The following is an 18,187-nucleotide window of genomic DNA, read 5'->3' on the forward strand; positions in this document are numbered from 1 at the left end:
CTAACAGGAGCGGCGAAGGTGATAAGTACAATGTGGCTTGAAAAAAGTGAAAGCCAGCGTCTTGAGGTGCTGGCTATTATTAAGGGCTTATAGCCCGTCATCAAACCGCCCGTTTGACGGGTGCTCCTGATTTTGCAAAGATTATTTTGCTGCGTTCAGCTCTTTTATCCGCGCATACGCCTGCTGCCAGCTCGTCAGCGACAGCTGCCACAGCTCGCTGTACGCCCGCACTGCCGTCTGCGGCGAACTTTCATACAACGCGCACAGTCCCCGCACTCCTGCATAAGGATAGTACGGAATGCACGTCTGCATCTCCTCGGACGTCTGCAAAAGCGCCTGCGACAGCACCAAATGCCCCTGCTGCAGGCACCACAGCCAGCGGGCAAACTCCGCCAACGTTTCCTTGACCACGGCAGCCTGCGCCGCATCCGTCTGCCGGCCATACCAATAGCGCTGCGCCTGCTTGTACTCCGCACTCTGCACCGCTGCGCCGGCAGCGCCAAAATGCGCCAGCACTGCCTGATAATGCAGCAGATGCACACGCTCATGCACCAGTACAGAATCATAATAGGCTGCATAATCCCAGCCATGCTCAGCACATTCCTGCCTGATAGCATGCACATAAAGCTTAATGCCCTTGCCCGCAGCAAATTCACCGTGCAGCAAGCGTTTGAACTTTAGCTGCTGCAGCTTTTTGCTCCACTCGGCATATTGCTTGCCAAGCCTTGGCAATGCAGCGATATCATACTCCGCCTGCAATACTTCCGCACGCTTTAATAACTGCCTGCCCTCGCGCTGCACGGCAACCGTGTCATAACGCCCGTACTGCCTGTAAAGCAGCACGTCGGACTCCGCATACGCTGTTGACAGGCTAAGCCTTTCGGGAGCAGTAACGATATTTTCTAAGATAAGCTTTAACATTCTTGTTAACTCAACAAACGCTTTTCAGCTTCTCGGGCCATCCCTGCGCTTAAATTATAATACCATTACAATGGTCAATCTCGTGCTGGATAATCTGCGCCGTAAAGCCGCTGAAGCTCTGCTTGCACTTTTTAAACTGCATATCCTGATAGGCAACCGTGATTTTTTCGTAGCGCACTGCAGCACGCTCGCCCTCCAGCGACAGGCAGCCTTCTTCCGTCATGTACTTGCCGGAGCGCTTGATAATCTCCGGGTTCAGCATGGCAATATTCGTAGGACCGATATTTACGGCGATAACGCATTTCTGCACACCGATCATATTTGCTGCCAGGCCCACGCAACGGTCCGCATGAGCTGCAAGCGTATCTAATAAATCCTGCGCTACTGCAATATCCATAAAGGTTGCAGGCTGGGATTTTTGTGCCAAAAAGGCTTCGTCTTTAACTATTGGTTTTTCCATGGTGTACCTCCGTGGGGTTGATTTTTTATGTCTAAAGTCTTCATCCTCTTACCGAGAACTGTCCGACAATCTGTATATAAGTATCCTTATCAGCTTCCAGATAATTTTCCAGCCAAGAATCCAATGACTGAATAAAATGTCCCTTGCTGTCTTGCGTCGGATATACGTGTTCATCGATACTTTCAAGATAATCTTTGATTTGATATTTTATCTTCAAATAATCTTTGCCGGCAGCCTTATCTATAATATTCTTAAGACCGGCTATTTTATTATCAAAGTACTGCTTAAGATAGCCTCTTTTAATGACAATAACATTATTTTTGAGTTCACATTCAGTAGCATCAGCATGCACATTAACTAGCTCATAAAATCTTGCAGTAGCATCTGCCAAAGCTTCTGTGTCCTGCAGCTCGTCCATACAAGCATAAGCCCCTTCGCCAAAGCAAGCGGTAAAATATGTATCATTACAAATATCCATTTCTGATATATCTCTATATACCTGACCTTCTTGCAGCGTTAATGCTTTAGCTGTACTAAGGGTTTTGATAATATAAACATTGCTTACAAAGCTCATATTTTGCCTATCCTTTTCTTGACTACATTCTCTAATATTTACTTAACAACAGACAAGCTTCACGCTTTTTCAAATATGCAATCCCTATGCCATTCTAAAAAGGTTTTGTCGATATTATACTTGCCGGGAACAGCTAATTCTTTACCTTTAATAGGCAAAAAATACCTTACGTAATATTCCTGCGTAATTGCTTTTTCTAATCTGGACGAGAAGATAGTTCTGTTATTTTCATCAAAAGCGATAATCCCTTTATCAAACGCCTTGTCATACAATGCTGATAAGCATATGCCATTGCTTGGATTTAAGCGTTCTTTCTCATTCATCGCCCAAGGAATAATGTGACTTGCTACCAGCAATTCAGGAATATCTATCCCGGTGAGCGCGCACTTGCCATTGAAATTTGCCATAACTAAGCTTCTAAAGACATCTTGATTAACTCTTTGCTTTATCAAGCTTAATTTTTCTGCACCTACAAGATAATCAGGGATATCTTGTAACTGTTGCTGATATTTTTCTTCGATTGTTGACTGCTCGTAGTGCGCAAGAATAGCTTCACTTTCGTATATCAGCTTTTCTCTGTCATGAGAAAATTCATCCCAGTACTGCTGGCACTTAGGACCACCATGCTGCATACCGGAAATGCCTCGTTGCTTCAGCATCGGATCACAGGAAGCGTAGTTAACAAGCCTATAGGCAACAGCATCAGGAGTTCTGCCAATAAGCTTCGCAACTCTGATTACCTCAGGATTGGTTTTATGCATTTTACCAAATGGCATTTTTAAATACAGATTTAAGGCCAAAATCATCTCGTCCCTAGACCATAAATTTCTAGCCATAAGTGATCCAACCTCCGCTTCTTCTTTCTATTCCCTATTCTACCCCACATCCGCTTCTTAGGCAACTGCAAGCCCGTTACCACTACGTCTGTACATTCAAACACGCTTGTACATATAAAATAAATTCTACGCAAATTTGACTTGTAACCCATTTTACGTTACAAGTCAAATTTATTCACCATTTCTACCGCTCCGTCAGCACATCAAAGCTTTTGCCATCCGTTGTCACCGTCAGCGTGCCATGATCGTGCGTCGTCAGCACCTTCACGCCAAGATGCGTTAAGCTGCCCACCACGTTCTTGTTCGGATGCTTGTAAATCGAAAAATCACCGCAGCTGATGAGCGCGTATTTAGGCTTAACCTTGCTGATGAACGGCCAATAGGACGATGTCTTGCTGCCGTGATGGCCCACCTTCAGCACGTCCGCCTGCAGCGCAGTGCCGTATTTTTGCTGCAGCGCATCCTCCACCGGCGCCTCCGCATCACCCGTCAGCAGCATCTTAAAGCTGCCGTAATGCAGCATCAGCACCAGACTGGTGTTGTTCATATTCTTCAGATCCTTTTTGCTAAGGAAATCTCCCGGCGCCAGCACCTCGATATAATAATTTTTGTCAATCGTAATTTTGTCCCCGGCCTTCAGCGCCTGTCCGTTATACCTGCCGGCGCGCAAATCCCGGTCCAGCGCCACGGAGGCCTTGTAGCCGCTGTTGACATAACCGCTGTCATAAATATTGCTGACGCCGTATTTACCGCGCACGTACATGATATTGCCCATATGGTCACGATGATGGTGCGTCACAAAAACAGTTTTAATCCTGTTGACTCCGGCCTTGTCCAGCGCCTTAATCAACGCCTGCCTGCCGCCGCTGTCACCAACCTTGTCCTTAACGTCGTTGCCCACGTCAATCATAATATTACGCTTGCCGTCCTGCAGCAAAATCGCATCCGCCTGCCCTACATCCAGCACGCTGATGCGCAGTCTGCCCTGCGCTGCACCTGTGTCCTGCTTCTGCTGCATGCTCTGCGGCATGTTGTTTTTGACTGTGGCGCGCACGCTTTCGGCGTTAGGCTGATACAGGCCGCTGTACGCTGCCAGTGCCACGATAAAGGCTATGATAATCTGAAAAACAAACTTTAATTTACGCATGTGTACCTTACTTCCCTTTTCTTTTACAAATTAGCAGCTTCGTTTGCTGATATATTTATTATATCACGCCAATAAAAAAGCGTACATACCAGCAAACAGTATGTACGCTTCATTTTTAATCTGTCAGTTTAAAGTATATAAAATTTTGCTAATTTTTTCTGTAAGCACCGGCACACACGCTCAAACTGCAATGAGCAATGCTCCCGCAGGTTCTGCGTGCTCGGAATTTTACAGCAGGCTTTTATTTATGCAGCCATTTATTTTGCTGCACCTTTTTGTTTAATGCATCCAATGCCTTGGTATATACATTAAGCATTTCCTTGTTGCCCTTTGTTTGCTGCACTGCTGCTTCACCGCCCATGTCCAGGCACACCTTGCCGTCTTTATCAATAATATAGTGTGCTGCCTTGGTATATTCCGTACCGTTGCTGTTGAACAGATACAAATACATGGCACCGACAGCGTTTTGCAGCGATTCGTCCTCGTGCAGCAAATTCAGAAAATCGACGTCTGTGTACTGCTCCTCCGCAAACACGGCCAGATACAGCTGTCCGTCCTTGCTCAGGCTCTGCGCCGAATCAACATCCACATAAAGTACGCCGACATCGGTTTCGCCCGCCTTCTGCAGGTTCTGGCAGTTGCCTACGGCAGCAATACTCAATAATATCAGCATTATCAAAAGCTTAATGTAACGCATTTTTTGCACCTCGCATAATCAACAATTTTATTATATCCATTATATAACAAAAAGAGGGCAAAGTCACCCTTGCCCTCTTGATAATTAGTGGATTTTAAATTAATTCTTTAAAATTAATTATTTACCGGTGCGAGCAGCCAGCATTTCAGCATGTCTCTTTTGTTGAGCAGCTACGCGAGCGTCTTTTGCAGCTTTTTTAGCAGCTTCTGCTTTAGCCAGTTTTGCTTTTGCAGCTTTTTCAGCTTCAGCTTGACGCAGTTCTTCCGGAGATTTACGGCCGAATTTCCAGGTTGCACCAATGCCGCCCATGAATTCGTCGCCAGCGGTGGATACGCTGAAGCTCAGCATGAAGTCGCGGTTAGGATAGTGGAATGCACCCAGAGCCATACCGGTCTTATCACGGTATTGGCCAACGCCTACAGCGATTTCGGTCGGAGCTTCCGGATCGTAACCCATGGTGTGCAGGTTAGCAATAGCAGCAGCCATAGCGCCAACTTTTTCTACACGAGTATCCAGTTTGTCGATTTTGCTGTCCAGACGGGAAACTTCGCCATCAAATTTAGCTTCGATGCGTTTGTCTTCATTAGCACGGTTGGTTGCTTCGTTTTCGATTCGACCTTTATTGATAGTGATTTGATCTTGCAGTTTTTGGTCTTCATGTTCACGAACTTTTTTCTCTTGAGCGATAGCAGCTTTGTTAGACTCAATTGCTGCAGTGTTTTCTGCTACAGTGCTCTTGTCAGCTTTTTGATTGATTTCGTTTTGTAAACGATTATCTTCATTTGCTCTGTCAAGTGCTTCTTGAGTGATATCTGCTGCATTTTGGTTGATTCTGTCGCTCAGTGCTTTGTCAGCATCTTTGCGAGCTGCTGCTTCGTTTACGATTTGACCTTTGTTGATAGTGATTTGATCCTGCAGTTTTTGGTCTGCATGGTCACGATCTTTTTTCTCTTTTTCGATTGCAGCTTTGTTAGACTCAATTGCTGCAGTGTTTTCTGCTACAGTGGTCTTGTCAGCTTTTTGATTGATTTCGTTTTGTAAACGATTATCTTCATTTGCTCTGTCAAGTGCTTCTTGAGTGATATCTGCTGCATTTTGGTTGATTCTGTCGCTCAGTGCTTTGTCAGCATCTTTGCGAGCTGCTGCTTCTGCTTTATCAGCATCAATGCGTGCATTTTTCTCTTGGGTAATCTTATCATCTAAGATTAAGCTGTCATATTTACGAGCTTGTTCTTCTTTTTTAATTGCTTCTTTGTTAGCTTTGATATCTTCGCCAAGTTTGTTGTCAGCTTCTACGCGTGCATTTTTCTCTTGGGTAATCTTATCATCTAAGATTAAGCTGTCATATTTACGAGCTTGTTCTTCTTTTTTAATTGCTTCTTTGTTAGCTTTGATATCTTCGCCAAGTTTGTTGTCAGCATCTTCACGAGCATTTTTTTCTTTGGTAATGTTATCTCCCAAGATTAAGCTGTCATATTTACGAGCTTGTTCTTCTTTTTTAATTGCTTCTTTGTTAGCTTTGATATCTTCGCCAAGTTTGTTGTCAGCATCTTCACGAGCTGCTGCTTCATTGTTAATATTCGTCTGCAGGTTCGAATCAGACACAGTACGTTGCACTATTTCTTGCTTGATTGCGTCTTGACGATCTTTTACTTCTTTATCAATTGCTTCTTTGTTAGCTTTGATATCTTCGCCAAGTTTGTTGTCAGCATCTTCACGAGCTGCTGCTTCATTGTTAATATTCGTCTGCAGGTTCGAATCAGACACAGTACGTTGCACTATTTCTTGCTTGATTGCGTCTTGACGATCTTTTACTTCTTTATCAATTGCTTCTTTATTTGCTTTGATATCTGCTTTATTGGTAGCAATGTTTGCTTTATTTTTTTCAACATCATCATTAATTACTAGGCCATCTTTATAGCTCAGTACGCTCTGCCCACCTACATCTAATGCAGGACCAATTTTAGCAGCCAATGCATTATTAGAAACAAAAGCAACGCCGCCCAATACTAAGCTGAGTGCTACAGCTTTTGCCAACATTTTTTTCATTGATAAGCCCTTCTTTTCTTCTAAATTTTAATAAAGTTTGCCAAACCGGTCAAGGCTCCCGATTTCAACTTTTATCACTAATATTATACCACTTGCATTATCAATAATGCAAGGCAATATGCGGAAAATTTTATGTATACACAGAAGCCTTTAGCCTGAGAGTTTAGATTCATTCTATTGGCTTTTGTTGGCTTTATTTTAAACTCTTACCCTTTTTCGCCTCACAATACAAATTAAGACAATTTATTGTGACTAAAATTTTACAAGTTTTACGTAAAAGCACACTCAGCTTTTGCACAAGCTTCTCTCTCTTGCCTCCACTGTAATTGGTAATTTCTCCTGCTTTCTTCATTACCTTTCCCGCCAATAAAAAAGCGTACATACCGGCAAACAGTATGTACGCTTCATTCTTAAACCGTCAGTTTAACACTTGTAAATTTATTATTTTTTCGGAGTAATCGCCAGTACGCGCGCCGGCAAGCCGGTCGCTCCTTCAATACGCGGCCAGGCAGCAACCAGCAATGCTCCCGCAGGTGCCACGCGGTCCAGGTTCTGCAGCACTTCAATCTGCAGCTTGCCCTTGCCCAGCACATAGCGCTCGCACGCCAAATCTCCTGCCTTGGCAGCCTCTGCCGAAGCATCGGTATCCAGTGTTTCGTGGCCGTTGGCTGCAGCATTGCGCTCTTCATAAATATATTGCAGCGCCGGCAGGGACCAGCCGGGGAAGTTTTCGCTGCCATCTGCAGCAATACCGCTCAGCTTATCCATATCCGGCCAATTTTTATACCAATCAGTGCGCAGTGCCACAAAGGCGCCGTCGGGAATCGGTCCGTATTCCGCTTCATAGGCCTTGATATCCTCCACCGTTACGGCATAATGCACATCCTCTGCAACCTTGGCGGTAATATCAATTACGCACAAGGGAAACAGCATCTGCTGCGCGCCGAATGCTTCGGACAAAGGCATATTCTTAACAAAGTGACCGGGAAAGTCAATATGGGTGCCGTATTGGCCGGGGAATTTGAATGTCTGAATCAGGCATTCCAGCATAGGGTTGCCCCAATTGAAAACCGTCTTGCTAACCTCCACCGAGCCTGCGGGAATACCGCTCCACACCGGGCTGTCATTGTTCATGGAGTGGGAAAGCTCCACCCATTCATAAGCATCTGATTTCATTTCTGCTAACATGTTCCATAATTTGTACATAAGAAACCCCCCTCAATAAAAAATATTGGTCGTCACCATTATCATAGTACATTGATATGATTTTGTAAAGCAAATATTTGCATAACAGAATCTTTGTATCAACGCAAAAGACTCGCCACCGCTAAACAGCGGCAGCGAGTCCTTTTATACGTAGTAATTATATCTTAATTAATCTCTCAGCTTAGCCTTATATGCTTCGGCAACCTCAGCAATTACCTTCTTCATAGAAGCATCAACCTCAGCGTCGGTCAGGGTGCGGTCTGCAGCCTGATAGGTCAGGTTGAAGGCCATGGATTTGCAGCCTGCAGCAACCTGCTTGCCGGTGTAGATGTCGAATACACGCACACCCTGCAGCAGCTCGCCTGCATGCGCACGGATAACCTGCTCCAGCTCGGCGTTGGTTACCTCTGCCGGAACAACAACGGCAATATCACGGCTCATGCTCGGGAACTTGGGCAGATGCTTATATTGCGGTACAGCGGTTGCGCTTGCTACCAAAGGCTCTACGGCCATTTCCAGCACATAGGTAACCTGATCCAGCTCAAAGTTTTCCTGAACTACCGGGTGTACCTCGCCGAAGGAACCGATAACCTCGCCATTAACAACGATGTCACAGCTCTTGCCCGGATGCAGGTACGGCTGTTGGCTGCGAGTCATAGTGTAATCGCTCACCTGCATTGCTTCCAGCAGTCCTTCAACGATGCCCTTCATATCATAGAAGTCAACGTTGCCTTTATCATCGCACCAGTTGAGAGCCTTGCGGCTGCCGCTCAGTACTGCGGTCAGCAGCTGACGCTCTGCGGGATCCTCGGTCAGCGGCAGTGCCTTCGGCAGGAAGATACGGCCGATTTCAAACAGGGCAACACTGCTGTTGTGGTTGCGCAGGTTGAAGGAAGCAGTCTGCAGTGCGCTCGGAACCATAGTGGTACGCATTACGGAGAAAGCGTCGGTAATCGGGTTCAGCAGCTCGATGCAGTTACGACGTGCATCATCTGCTGCCAGCAGCATTTTATCGTAAGCGTTAGCCTTGATGAAGCTGTAGGTCATCATTTCGCTCAGGCCTGCGCCTACCATGTAATCCTGTACATCGTCCTTAACATCGTCCAGCACAGACTGGCTGCCTTGGGTGATGGTCAGCTCCGGCTGATGGCTTTCGATAAAGTCATAGCCATGCATACGGGCAATTTCTTCGCTGATATCGGCATCGCAGTCAATATCACGGCGCCATGTAGGAGCAGTAATCAGCAGCTCGCCGTCCTTTGCTTCTACGCCGAAGCCCAATTTAGTAAGGATAGCAACCATTTCGTCCTCAGCGATATTTACGCCGATGCGGCCGTTAATCTTTGCTGCGGTAGTGGTAATTACTGCCGGCTTCAGCTCTTCCGGATAAGCTTCTACGATACCGCTGAAGGTTTCGCAGGCACCCATCTGCTCCAGCAAATGAGCAGCACGGTTCAGTGCATCATGGTCGCGGATGGTATCCACGCCACGTTCAAAACGGCCGCTGGCTTCACTGCGCAGGCCCAATGCACGGGAGGTGCGGCGAATGGAAGGACCATGGAAGGAAGCAGCCTCCAGAATAACGTTCTTGGTTTCGTCGGTAACCTCGGTCAACAGACCGCCCATAACACCGCCAAGACCGGCAGCCTTTTCGGCATCACCGATGGTAATCATAGCGGAGGTCAGCTCACGCTCCTTGCCGTCGAGGGTAACGAGCTTTTCGCCCTCTTCTGCACGGCGCACAATCAGAGTGTGGCCTGCAACCTTGTCGGCATCATAAGCATGCATCGGCTGGCCCAGCTCCAGCATAACATAGTTGGTAACGTCAACTACGTTGCTGATGGGGCGCACGCCGCAGGCACGCAGACGGCGCTGCATCCATTCGGGAGAAGGCATGATTTTGATATCCTTCAGCACGCGGGTAGCAAAGCGGGAGCACAGCTCCGGTGCGTCAATTTTTACGTTTACATAATCGCTGGCCTTACCTGCGGCAGCTTCCTTAACGTCCATAGCGGGCATTTTCAGCGGGCAGCCGGTAATAGCACTGATTTCACGCGCCAAGCCGATAATGCTGAAGCAGTCCGCACGGTTGCTGGTCAGGTCGATATCGATAACGGTATCATCCAAGCCTAAAACGGTTTTGATGTCTACGCCAATCGGAGTATTTTCCGGCAGAATGAAGATGCCGTTTCTTTGCTCCGGCAGCAGCAGCTTGGATTCAATGCCCAGCTCATCGGCACTGCACAGCATGCCGAAGGAATCAAGGCCGCGCATTTTAGCTTTTTTCAGCTTCAGGCCCTCAGGATTGCGCTCGCTCGGAGGCAGTACGCTGCCAACTACGGCAACAGGCACAATGTCATATTGATGTACGTTTTGCGCGCCGGTAAGAATCTGCACCGGCTCGCCGCCTTGGCCGTAATCCAGCATGCAAACCCACAGGTGGTCGCTGTCGGGATGACGATGGATTTCCATAACCTTACCGGTGATAACACCCTCCAGGCCCTTGCCCAGTTGGGTTACAGTGTCAACCTCCAGGCCGACACGGGTAATTTTATCGCACAGCTCCGCAACGGAGATGTTAATATCTACATATTGTTTTAACCATTCTAAAGATGCAAGCATGATTGATCCTCCTTATTTGAATTGACTGATGAAGCGTTGGTCGTTTTCGAAGAACAGGCGCAAATCGTCAATGCCGTATTTCAGCATAGCGATACGTTCAACGCCCAGACCAAAGGCAAAACCGGTCATTTTCTCGGGATCATAACCGCTCATGCGCAGTACGTTGGGATGTACAACACCGGCGCCAAGGATTTCCAGCCAACCGCTGTCCTTGCAAACATGGCAGCCGCCGCCCTTAGCATGGCAAATCGGGCAGGATACGTCTACTTCTACAGAAGGCTCGGTGAACGGGAAGTAGGAAGGACGCAGACGAACCTTTACATCCTCGCCAAACATTTGCTTACAGAACAGCTCCAGAGTGCCCTTCAAATCTGCCAGGCTGATGTTTTTATCTACAACCAGACCTTCTACCTGATGGAACATCGGGGAGTGGGTTGCGTCGTAGTCGCAGCGGTAAACAGTACCGGGGCAAATCATGCGAATCGGAGTGTTAGGCTCCTTGCTTTCCAGGGTACGCGCCTGCACGCCGGATGTTTGGGTGCGCAGCAGATAGTTTTCGGTGATATAGAAGGAATCCTGCATATCCAGTGCCGGATGATCAGGCGGCAGGTTCAGTGCGGTGAAGTTGTGGTATACGTCCTCGATTTCCGGACCGTCGCAAACGTCAAAGCCCATGCGCATGAAGATTTTCTTAATCTCACGCATGGTCAGGGTTACGGGATGCAGATGACCGGTTTTCGGCTTGCGGCCCGGCAGAGTGATATCAACCTGCTCATTAGCGAGCTTGTCAGCCAGCGCTTTTTTCTCCAGCACTGCAGTTGCTTCGTTGATTTTACCCTCCAGCTCAGCCTTGATTTCGTTAACAATCTGGCCGATTTTCGGACGCTCTTCGGCAGGCAGCTTGCCCATGCCACGCAGGATTTCGGTCATCGGGCCTTTTTTGCCCAGATATTTGACGCGCAGGTCCTTGAGCGCATCAAGAGAAGTTACGGCAGCAAGCTCTTCTAAAGCCTGTGCTTTTAATGCTTCTAATTTTTCTTTCATTGATTTCATCCTTTCTTCCTTTGACAGCTTAGAAAGTATCAGATACGCGGAATAACCGCAGCAGATGGTGCTTTATAGACTGTCACCCAAAAATAAGAAAACGCCCCTGCAAAACTGATAAGTTTACAGGGGCGAAAAGCTTCGCGGTACCACCCAAATTTGTTCCTTCATTTGCAAGCTTTAACGCAGCCTTACGCCCACCCTACGCAGCCATGCGGCCTTCAGGCAGGACACTCCCAAGGGAACTTCGGTATAATTTTGTGTGCGAAGCTTACAGCCGGTGACTTCGCTCTCTTAAACACAGCCTTAAACCTACTTGCTTGTTCATCGTGTTATCAGGGGTCGATTCAATTTGATGTTTATTATAGCACTTTTTGAGCAAAAGATAAAGAGGGGAAAAATGATTTATTATTATCTTCTTTCATCCAACCTATTTGCTTTTCGTCCAAAACCATCATCTATTTGGATGAAACCAGCAAATATAATAACAACCGCCCCTTGAAATTAACTTTTCAGAGGGCGGTTCAGATATAACCCTATTTAACTCTAAAATAGCAAGTGCTTTTCCCCTTGCCTTCTTTTTGCAATTCACCGGAAAGCACCAGCTTACGCAGAGCAGCTTCAATAGAGCTGTCGCTAAGCGTAGAACAAAGCTCACGAATATCCTGCTTATTAAAGCGTCCGATTTTATTTTCACTTGCTCTACGTACCATTTCCAGCGCAGAAAGCTTAGGCTCAATGATAATCATACGTTCTTCAAAGTCTTTATAAGCAGCAAGAATTGTCCCCAAAATATATTTTACAAATGGTATAGCATCTTCCTTACCCTCATGCCAGCCTACTTGCGAATCAGCCAAAGCTTCATAATACAAATCCTTATTCTTAGCAATTTTAGCTTCCAAAGAAATATATTTTCCAACATAAAAACCACTTCTATACAAAAGTAAGGTTGTAAGCAAACGGCTCATTCTTCCATTACCATCATTAAATGGGTGAATGCATAAAAAATCATGAATAAAAACAGGTATAGCAATAAGTGGCTCTAACTCCAAATTACCTATTACTCTATTATATTCTTCACAGATACGCTCAAGCGCTTCCGGTGTTTCGTAAGGAGCAAGCGGTGTAAATAAAATCTTAGTACTACCATCCGGGTAAGTAGCACTTATGTAATTTTGCACGCTCTTAGTTCTCCCTGCAAATTGGTTATTCATATGGTTGTACAAAATTTTATGAAGCTGTAAAATATAGTTTTTGGAGATGGGGATAACATCGAAATTCTCATGTATTATATTTAATACATCACGATAGCCGGCAATTTCCTGCTCATCACGATTTCTCGGTGTTGTTTTCTCGTTTACAAGCTCACGTATTCTAGTGCTAGTCGTAACAATGCCCTCAATCGCATTAGACGCTTCCGTACTTTGAATTTTTGCTATTTCTACCAGCTTATTAAGCTCTTCCGGCCGTTGCTTTACAAAAAGCTCCTGTTTACCTGCCTCTTTATAAATTGCAGCTATCAAGCTCAAAATTTCTGAATCCCATTTTTGTTCTCTAATTATTGAGTAGTTAAAGCTTCTCATTCCCTTACTCCTCCTTCCATTCCCTTAAATTATACCATAAAATAAGGGAATCACCAATAGGATAAGGGAAAACCCGACCCTATTCATCCAACTCCTTAACCTTTCGTCCAAAATTGGTATATAATTGGACGAAAGTAACAAATATTAAACAAAACCGCCCCCTGAAATCAGCTTTTCAGAGGGCGATTAATTTTTTCAATATAAATTATTTTACGCAGGAGCAGGCCACAAAATGCTGCGGCTCAACCTCGCGCAGTACAGGATTGCCTTTATCACAAACACCGGCAACCGGGCAGTCGCAGCGCTTCATGAAACGGCAGGCATCCGGCAGGTTGATAGGAGCGGTAATTTCGCCCTTGATAACCTGACGCTTAGGCTTATCCTTGCCCACGATAGGCAGAGGAATTGCCGAAAGCAGTGCCTTGGTGTATGGATGCAGCGGATTTTTAAACAGCAGATTAGCAGGTGCTTTTTCTACCATGGTACCCATATACATAACAGCAATATCATCCGAGAAATATTTTACTACGGACAAGTCATGGGTGATGAAAATATAGGTCAGGCCCAAATCCTTTTGCAGCTGTTTGAGCAGGTTCAGAATCTGCGCCTGAATGGAAACGTCCAGCGCGGAAACTGGCTCGTCGCAAACGATGATTTTGGGGTTCATCGCCAAAGCGCGGGCAATACCGATACGCTGACGACGGCCACCGTCCAGCTCATGCGGATATACATTGGCATAGCGCTCAGCCAGACCAACGGTACGCATCAGCTCCAGAGTGCGTTCTTCAATCGCTTCCCTGCCTTTAATCAGCTTATGCTCAATAATCGGCTCGCTGATAAGCTGCATAACGGTTTCACGCGGGTCCAGAGAAGAAAACGGATCCTGGAATACCATCTGCATCTTTTGGCGCAGCGGGCGCATTTCCTTACGGCTCAGCTTGGTGATATCGTTGCCCTGAAAGATGATTTTGCCGCTGGTGGGCTCAATCAGCTTCAGAATGCAGCGTCCGGTGGTGGATTTACCACAGCCGGATTCGCCTACGATACCCAGAGTTTTGCCCTCCTCCAGAGTAAAGCTTACACCGTCGACAGCGTGCAGCTGACCTGCAGCGGTATTAAAATATTTGGACAGATTGTCAATAACTAACAGCGGAGCATTACTCATTTTTGGTTCCTCCTTAAAGCAAATCCGGGTCTGGAATAAGCGTGGCAGGCTACAAAATGAGTTTTGCTGCCATCTACGGAATGCAGCTCAGGCACGGAGGCAGAGCATGCTTCGGTAGCATAGGGACAACGCGGAGCGAAGGTGCATCCGGGCGGCAAATCCGCCGGGTCGGGCATCAGGCCTTTGATAGGCTCCAGCATTTCGCCCTGCTCCTTCAGGTTAGGCAGGCTGTTGAACAGGCCCTCGGTGTAAGGATGGCGCATGTTGTTGAATACATCGTCAACAGTGCCCTTCTCCACAATACGGCCGGCATACATAACTGCCATATCGTCGCAGACCTCGGCAACGATACCCAGGCTGTGGGTAATCATCAGCATGGACATATCGCGGTTGTTGATGAGATCCTTCATCAGCTCCAGTACCTGCGCCTGAATGGTTACATCCAGCGCGGTGGTCGGTTCATCGGCAATCAGCAGCTTGGGGCTGCAGGCCAGCGCGATAGCAATAACTACACGCTGCTTCATACCGCCGGAGAACTGATGCGGATAGTCGTTGGCTCTTGCCTCGGCAATGCCAACAAGCTTCAGCATATCCTTAGCCTTTTCCAGAGATTGCTCCGGAGTAAGGTTCTGGTGCAGCTCCAGACTTTCGGCAATCTGCTCGCCTACGGTCATAACAGGGTTCAGAGCGGTCATCGGGTCCTGGAAAATCATTGCCACGTCGTTACCGCGCATTTCCTCCAGCTCACGCTCGCTCATTTCGAGTACGTTTTTGCCTTCGAGCTTAATCGTACCGCTTTTGATAACTCCCGGAGGATCCGGAACAAGGTTCATGATAGACAGTGCGGTAGTGGTTTTGCCCGCACCGGTTTCGCCTACCAGGCCCAGAGTACGTTTTTTGCCGATAGCAATATCAATGCCGTTGACAGCATGTACATCGCTGTCTTCTGTTTCATAATGGACCACAAGGTCCTTAATATCTAATACTAAATCCATAATGCAGCCCCCTTATTTCTTCAGCTTAGGATCCAGCGCATCGCGCAGGCCATCGCCCAACAGGTTCAAGGCTAATACGGTAAACATAATAGCTAAACCGGGAATAACACAAATGTAGCTGGCATCACGAATATGACCTCTGCCGCCGGAAAGCAGCGCGCCCCATTCGGGAGCAGGTGCCGGTACGCCGATACCCAAAAAGCTCAGGGAGGAAGCGGAAATAATGGTAGTACCGATCAGCAGAGTAGTCTGTACGATAATCGGAGACAGGCAGTTCGGCAGGATATGTCTGAGAATAATCTTCCAGGTGGGCAGGCCCATAGCATAGGAGGATTCAACATATTCCAAATCGCGCACCGTCATAACGGAAGCACGCACGATACGCGCATAGTTGGTTGCGCAGGAAATTGCCAGAGCAATAATCAGGTTGATGGTGCTGGTGCCCAGCAGAGATACGATTACTACTGCCTTCAGAATGTTAGGAATGGAGTAGAAAATATCGATACCGCGCATAATGATATCATCGGCCTTACCGCCGTAGAAGCCGGCAATAGAGCCTAAAATGGTACCAACAATCAGACCGAAGCCAACGGAACCGATACCGATAGCCATGGAATAGCGTGCGCCGTACATAACGCGGGCAAACAGGTCACGGCCGTATTCATCGGTACCGAACCAGTGCTCCCCGCTGGGAGGCTGCAGCTTAATAGCCAGGTTCTGACCGATAACGTCGGTTTCATAATCGAAAACAAAGGGACTTACCAGAGCGATGACGCACAGCAGCGCCAGAAAGGCCATGCCGATTACAGCGCCCTTATTTTTCAGCAGACGATGCCAGGTTTCCTGGAACATGGTGCGTCTTTTAGTTCTTTTCTTTGCAGCCATCTTCCTCACCCCTTCTTGCTGTACTGTGCCTTGATACGCGGATCAAAGAATGCGTATACCAGATCGACAACCAGGTTAATCAGGCACATCAAAATAGAACACAGAATAATAGAACCTGTTACCATCGGAATGTCACGTCTGGTGATGGATTCGTATACCAGACGGCCGATACCGGGCCAGCTGAATACGGTTTCAGCCAGTACGGAGCCGGTGATAACCAAGGACATTTGCAGACCGATAGCAGTGATAATAGGAATCAGTGCGTTTTTCAGACCATGCTTATAAATTACACGATGCTCGCTGCAGCCTTTAGCACGCGCGGTGGTCATATAATCCTGACGCATAACGTCCAGCATGGAGGAACGGGTAATACGGGTAATCAAAGCTGCCAGACCGAAGCCTACGGTTACAGCAGGCAGAACCAGGCTCTTCCAGCCGAAGTTGCCGCCGGTCGGGAATAATCTCAGATGCAGAGCAAAGATAATGATCAGCATCAGGCCCAGCCAGAAGTTAGGCATGGAGGTACCGAACAGAGCGAAAATCATGCCTGCGGTATCCTTCCAGGTGTTCTGGTGGATAGCGGTGTAGATGCCCAGAGGAATGGATACCAGAGTAGCGATAATAACAGCAGCGCCGCCCAGATACAAGGTGTTCGGCAGATATTGGAAGAAGGTATGGAATACGTCCTTGTTGGTTACATAGGATTTGCCCATATCACCTACAAGCATACCTCTCATATAGTTAAAGTATTGCAGCAGGAAAGGCTGGTCCAGACCAAGCTCATGGCGGATCTGTGCAATCATTTCTTTAGAAGCGCCGTCGCCGGCAATCATCATTGCGGGGTCGCCCTCAGTAAGACTCATAGCCCAGTAAATCAGAAAAGAGGTTACTAAAATTACCGGAATCAAACTGAGGAGTCTGTTGACAACATATTTAAGCATTCAACAAAGCTCCTTTCTGTAAAACTCAAATTAAAAGGTGCTATGATAAAACAAGAGAGGACTACGCCTCCCTTGTTTTACGCCTTTGTAAATTTTTCAGCAAAATTATTTAGCGATATAAGCATGACGCCAATCGTGGTTGCCGCCGCCGTAGAAATATTGACCTTTCAGGTTTTTATTGTAGGCAACTACCAGGTTAGCAATGTACAGAGGAACCTGCGGGCATTCGTCAACCAGGTATTTTTGCAGCTCAACGCCTGCTTCCATGCGTTTGTTCTGATCCTTCAGGGTTGCAACATCATCAATCAGCTTGTCAGCCTTCGGATCGGAGAAGTGATGATAGTTGGAACCGGAACCGGTGTAGAACAGGTCGCGATATACGAAGTCAACCTTGGAGTCTTCGTTCCAACGCCACAGGAACAGGGTTTGTTTGCCGTCCTTGCAGGCAGCCTTCAGAGCAGCTTGCTCCATCGGAACCAGATCTACGGTAATACCGATTTGTGCCAGGTTAGCTTGGATAACAGTTGCAATCTGCTCATAGGGAGCGCCGGTTGCATAGGTCAGAGTGGTTTTGATAGGACCGGTTACGCCGGATTCCTTCATCAGCTGTTTAGCACGCTCCAGGTTGTAGTCATAGCCGGGCATTTCATCATAGAAGCCCCACAGACCACGGTTCAGAATGGTTTTTTGCAGAGTGCCTTTGCCATTCAGAGCAGCGTCCAGAACGGATTTCTTGTCGATTGCGCAAGCTACAGCCTGACGCAGTTTTTGGTTATCCCAAGGTTTCTTCTCAACGTTGAATGCGAAGTAGAACAGACGGGTACCGGGTTGTTCGTAAACAGTGATATTCTTGTCATCCTTCAAGAATTTCAGATCGCTGATAGGCGGATTTACGCATACATCGATTTCGCCGGCCTGCAGAGCCATTACGCGAGCAGAAGCTTCGATCATCGGACGGAATTCGATGATATCGGATATGCCGGGAGCAAAGTTTTCGGTTGCAGGCAGGTTGTTGCCCCAATAATCCGGTTCTATGTCAAGTTTTGGGGTATTCAAGACTTT

Annotated in this window: 16 protein-coding genes and 1 other annotated feature; all 16 genes read right to left on the minus strand. The window is 47.0% G+C overall.

The window, feature by feature from the left end; genetic code table 11:
* Nucleotides 1–141 precede the first annotated feature (141 nt).
* The gene (locus KAH19_RS00595; RefSeq protein ID WP_210684704.1) at nucleotides 142–921 is read right to left on the minus strand and encodes a hypothetical protein; all 780 of its coding nucleotides are present in this window, start codon (nucleotides 919–921) and stop codon (nucleotides 142–144) included.
* Between the two features lie 49 nt (nucleotides 922–970).
* The gene (locus KAH19_RS00600; protein WP_210684705.1) at nucleotides 971–1,381 is read right to left on the minus strand and encodes a peptide deformylase; all 411 of its coding nucleotides are present in this window, start codon (nucleotides 1,379–1,381) and stop codon (nucleotides 971–973) included.
* 40 nt (nucleotides 1,382–1,421) lie between these two features.
* Nucleotides 1,422–1,955: a hypothetical protein gene (locus KAH19_RS00605; RefSeq protein WP_210684706.1), complete on the minus strand. Its 534-nt coding sequence runs from the start codon at nucleotides 1,953–1,955 to the stop codon at nucleotides 1,422–1,424.
* Between the two features lie 59 nt (nucleotides 1,956–2,014).
* Nucleotides 2,015–2,791 carry an HNH endonuclease gene (locus tag KAH19_RS00610; RefSeq protein ID WP_210684707.1) on the minus strand — a complete coding sequence of 259 codons (777 nt, stop codon included), beginning with the start codon at nucleotides 2,789–2,791 and terminating at the stop codon, nucleotides 2,015–2,017.
* 184 nt (nucleotides 2,792–2,975) lie between these two features.
* Nucleotides 2,976–3,938, minus strand: a complete 963-nt coding sequence (locus KAH19_RS00615) for a ComEC/Rec2 family competence protein (protein ID WP_210684708.1) — start codon at nucleotides 3,936–3,938, stop codon at nucleotides 2,976–2,978.
* A 241-nt stretch (nucleotides 3,939–4,179) separates the two neighbouring features.
* Nucleotides 4,180–4,635, minus strand: coding sequence for a hypothetical protein (locus KAH19_RS00620; RefSeq protein WP_210684709.1), 456 nt, complete (start codon nucleotides 4,633–4,635; stop codon nucleotides 4,180–4,182).
* Nucleotides 4,636–4,752: 117 nt separating this feature from the next.
* Nucleotides 4,753–6,684: a YadA-like family protein gene (locus KAH19_RS00625; protein ID WP_210684710.1), complete on the minus strand. Its 1,932-nt coding sequence runs from the start codon at nucleotides 6,682–6,684 to the stop codon at nucleotides 4,753–4,755.
* Between the two features lie 441 nt (nucleotides 6,685–7,125).
* A complete protein-coding gene (locus tag KAH19_RS00630) occupies nucleotides 7,126–7,890 on the minus strand; it encodes a cyclase family protein (RefSeq protein ID WP_210684711.1) in 765 nt (254 codons plus the stop codon).
* Between the two features lie 168 nt (nucleotides 7,891–8,058).
* Nucleotides 8,059–10,512, minus strand: a complete 2,454-nt coding sequence (gene pheT, locus KAH19_RS00635) for a phenylalanine--tRNA ligase subunit beta (protein WP_210684712.1) — start codon at nucleotides 10,510–10,512, stop codon at nucleotides 8,059–8,061.
* Between the two features lie 12 nt (nucleotides 10,513–10,524).
* On the minus strand, nucleotides 10,525–11,556 hold the full coding sequence (gene pheS, locus KAH19_RS00640; RefSeq protein WP_210684713.1) for a phenylalanine--tRNA ligase subunit alpha: 1,032 nt from the start codon (nucleotides 11,554–11,556) through the stop codon (nucleotides 10,525–10,527).
* Between the two features lie 124 nt (nucleotides 11,557–11,680).
* Nucleotides 11,681–11,893 (minus strand) — a binding site (T-box leader).
* A gap of 199 nt (nucleotides 11,894–12,092) precedes the next feature.
* On the minus strand, nucleotides 12,093–13,139 hold the full coding sequence (locus KAH19_RS00645) for a Fic family protein (protein WP_210684714.1): 1,047 nt from the start codon (nucleotides 13,137–13,139) through the stop codon (nucleotides 12,093–12,095).
* Nucleotides 13,140–13,344: 205 nt separating this feature from the next.
* Nucleotides 13,345–14,304 carry an ABC transporter ATP-binding protein gene (locus KAH19_RS00650; RefSeq protein ID WP_009145788.1) on the minus strand — a complete coding sequence of 320 codons (960 nt, stop codon included), beginning with the start codon at nucleotides 14,302–14,304 and terminating at the stop codon, nucleotides 13,345–13,347.
* The gene (locus KAH19_RS00655; protein WP_210684715.1) at nucleotides 14,301–15,299 is read right to left on the minus strand and encodes an ABC transporter ATP-binding protein; all 999 of its coding nucleotides are present in this window, start codon (nucleotides 15,297–15,299) and stop codon (nucleotides 14,301–14,303) included. Before KAH19_RS00655 ends, KAH19_RS00650 begins: the two co-directional genes overlap by 4 nt.
* 12 nt (nucleotides 15,300–15,311) lie before the next feature.
* Nucleotides 15,312–16,184, minus strand: coding sequence for an ABC transporter permease (locus KAH19_RS00660; RefSeq protein WP_246869377.1), 873 nt, complete (start codon nucleotides 16,182–16,184; stop codon nucleotides 15,312–15,314).
* 5 nt (nucleotides 16,185–16,189) lie between these two features.
* The gene (locus KAH19_RS00665) at nucleotides 16,190–17,125 is read right to left on the minus strand and encodes an ABC transporter permease (protein WP_210684717.1); all 936 of its coding nucleotides are present in this window, start codon (nucleotides 17,123–17,125) and stop codon (nucleotides 16,190–16,192) included.
* Between the two features lie 105 nt (nucleotides 17,126–17,230).
* A complete protein-coding gene (locus KAH19_RS00670; RefSeq protein ID WP_246869378.1) occupies nucleotides 17,231–18,181 on the minus strand; it encodes an ABC transporter substrate-binding protein in 951 nt (316 codons plus the stop codon).
* Between the last annotated feature and the right edge of the window lie 6 nt (nucleotides 18,182–18,187).

It is taken from the genome of Phascolarctobacterium sp. Marseille-Q4147, from assembly GCF_017968825.1.
GTDB lineage: Bacteria > Bacillota > Negativicutes > Acidaminococcales > Acidaminococcaceae > Phascolarctobacterium_A.

Excerpts from the sequence above, each read along its gene's own strand:
- KAH19_RS00595 (WP_210684704.1), bottom strand. The coding sequence starts at position 921 with ATGTTAAAGCTTATCTTAGAAAATATCGTTACTGCTCCCGAAAGGCTT.
- KAH19_RS00660 (WP_246869377.1), bottom strand. The coding sequence starts at position 16,184 with ATGGCTGCAAAGAAAAGAACTAAAAGACGCACCATGTTCCAGGAAACC.
- KAH19_RS00605 (WP_210684706.1), bottom strand. The coding sequence starts at position 1,955 with ATGAGCTTTGTAAGCAATGTTTATATTATCAAAACCCTTAGTACAGCT.
- KAH19_RS00615 (WP_210684708.1), bottom strand. The coding sequence starts at position 3,938 with ATGCGTAAATTAAAGTTTGTTTTTCAGATTATCATAGCCTTTATCGTG.
- KAH19_RS00645 (WP_210684714.1), bottom strand. The coding sequence starts at position 13,139 with ATGAGAAGCTTTAACTACTCAATAATTAGAGAACAAAAATGGGATTCA.
- KAH19_RS00650 (WP_009145788.1), bottom strand. The coding sequence starts at position 14,304 with ATGAGTAATGCTCCGCTGTTAGTTATTGACAATCTGTCCAAATATTTT.
- KAH19_RS00610 (WP_210684707.1), bottom strand. The coding sequence starts at position 2,791 with ATGGCTAGAAATTTATGGTCTAGGGACGAGATGATTTTGGCCTTAAAT.
- pheS (WP_210684713.1), bottom strand. The coding sequence starts at position 11,556 with ATGAAAGAAAAATTAGAAGCATTAAAAGCACAGGCTTTAGAAGAGCTT.
- KAH19_RS00600 (WP_210684705.1), bottom strand. The coding sequence starts at position 1,381 with ATGGAAAAACCAATAGTTAAAGACGAAGCCTTTTTGGCACAAAAATCC.
- KAH19_RS00665 (WP_210684717.1), bottom strand. The coding sequence starts at position 17,125 with ATGCTTAAATATGTTGTCAACAGACTCCTCAGTTTGATTCCGGTAATT.
- KAH19_RS00655 (WP_210684715.1), bottom strand. The coding sequence starts at position 15,299 with ATGGATTTAGTATTAGATATTAAGGACCTTGTGGTCCATTATGAAACA.
- KAH19_RS00625 (WP_210684710.1), bottom strand. The coding sequence starts at position 6,684 with ATGAAAAAAATGTTGGCAAAAGCTGTAGCACTCAGCTTAGTATTGGGC.
- pheT (WP_210684712.1), bottom strand. The coding sequence starts at position 10,512 with ATGCTTGCATCTTTAGAATGGTTAAAACAATATGTAGATATTAACATC.
- KAH19_RS00630 (WP_210684711.1), bottom strand. The coding sequence starts at position 7,890 with ATGTACAAATTATGGAACATGTTAGCAGAAATGAAATCAGATGCTTAT.
- KAH19_RS00620 (WP_210684709.1), bottom strand. The coding sequence starts at position 4,635 with ATGCGTTACATTAAGCTTTTGATAATGCTGATATTATTGAGTATTGCT.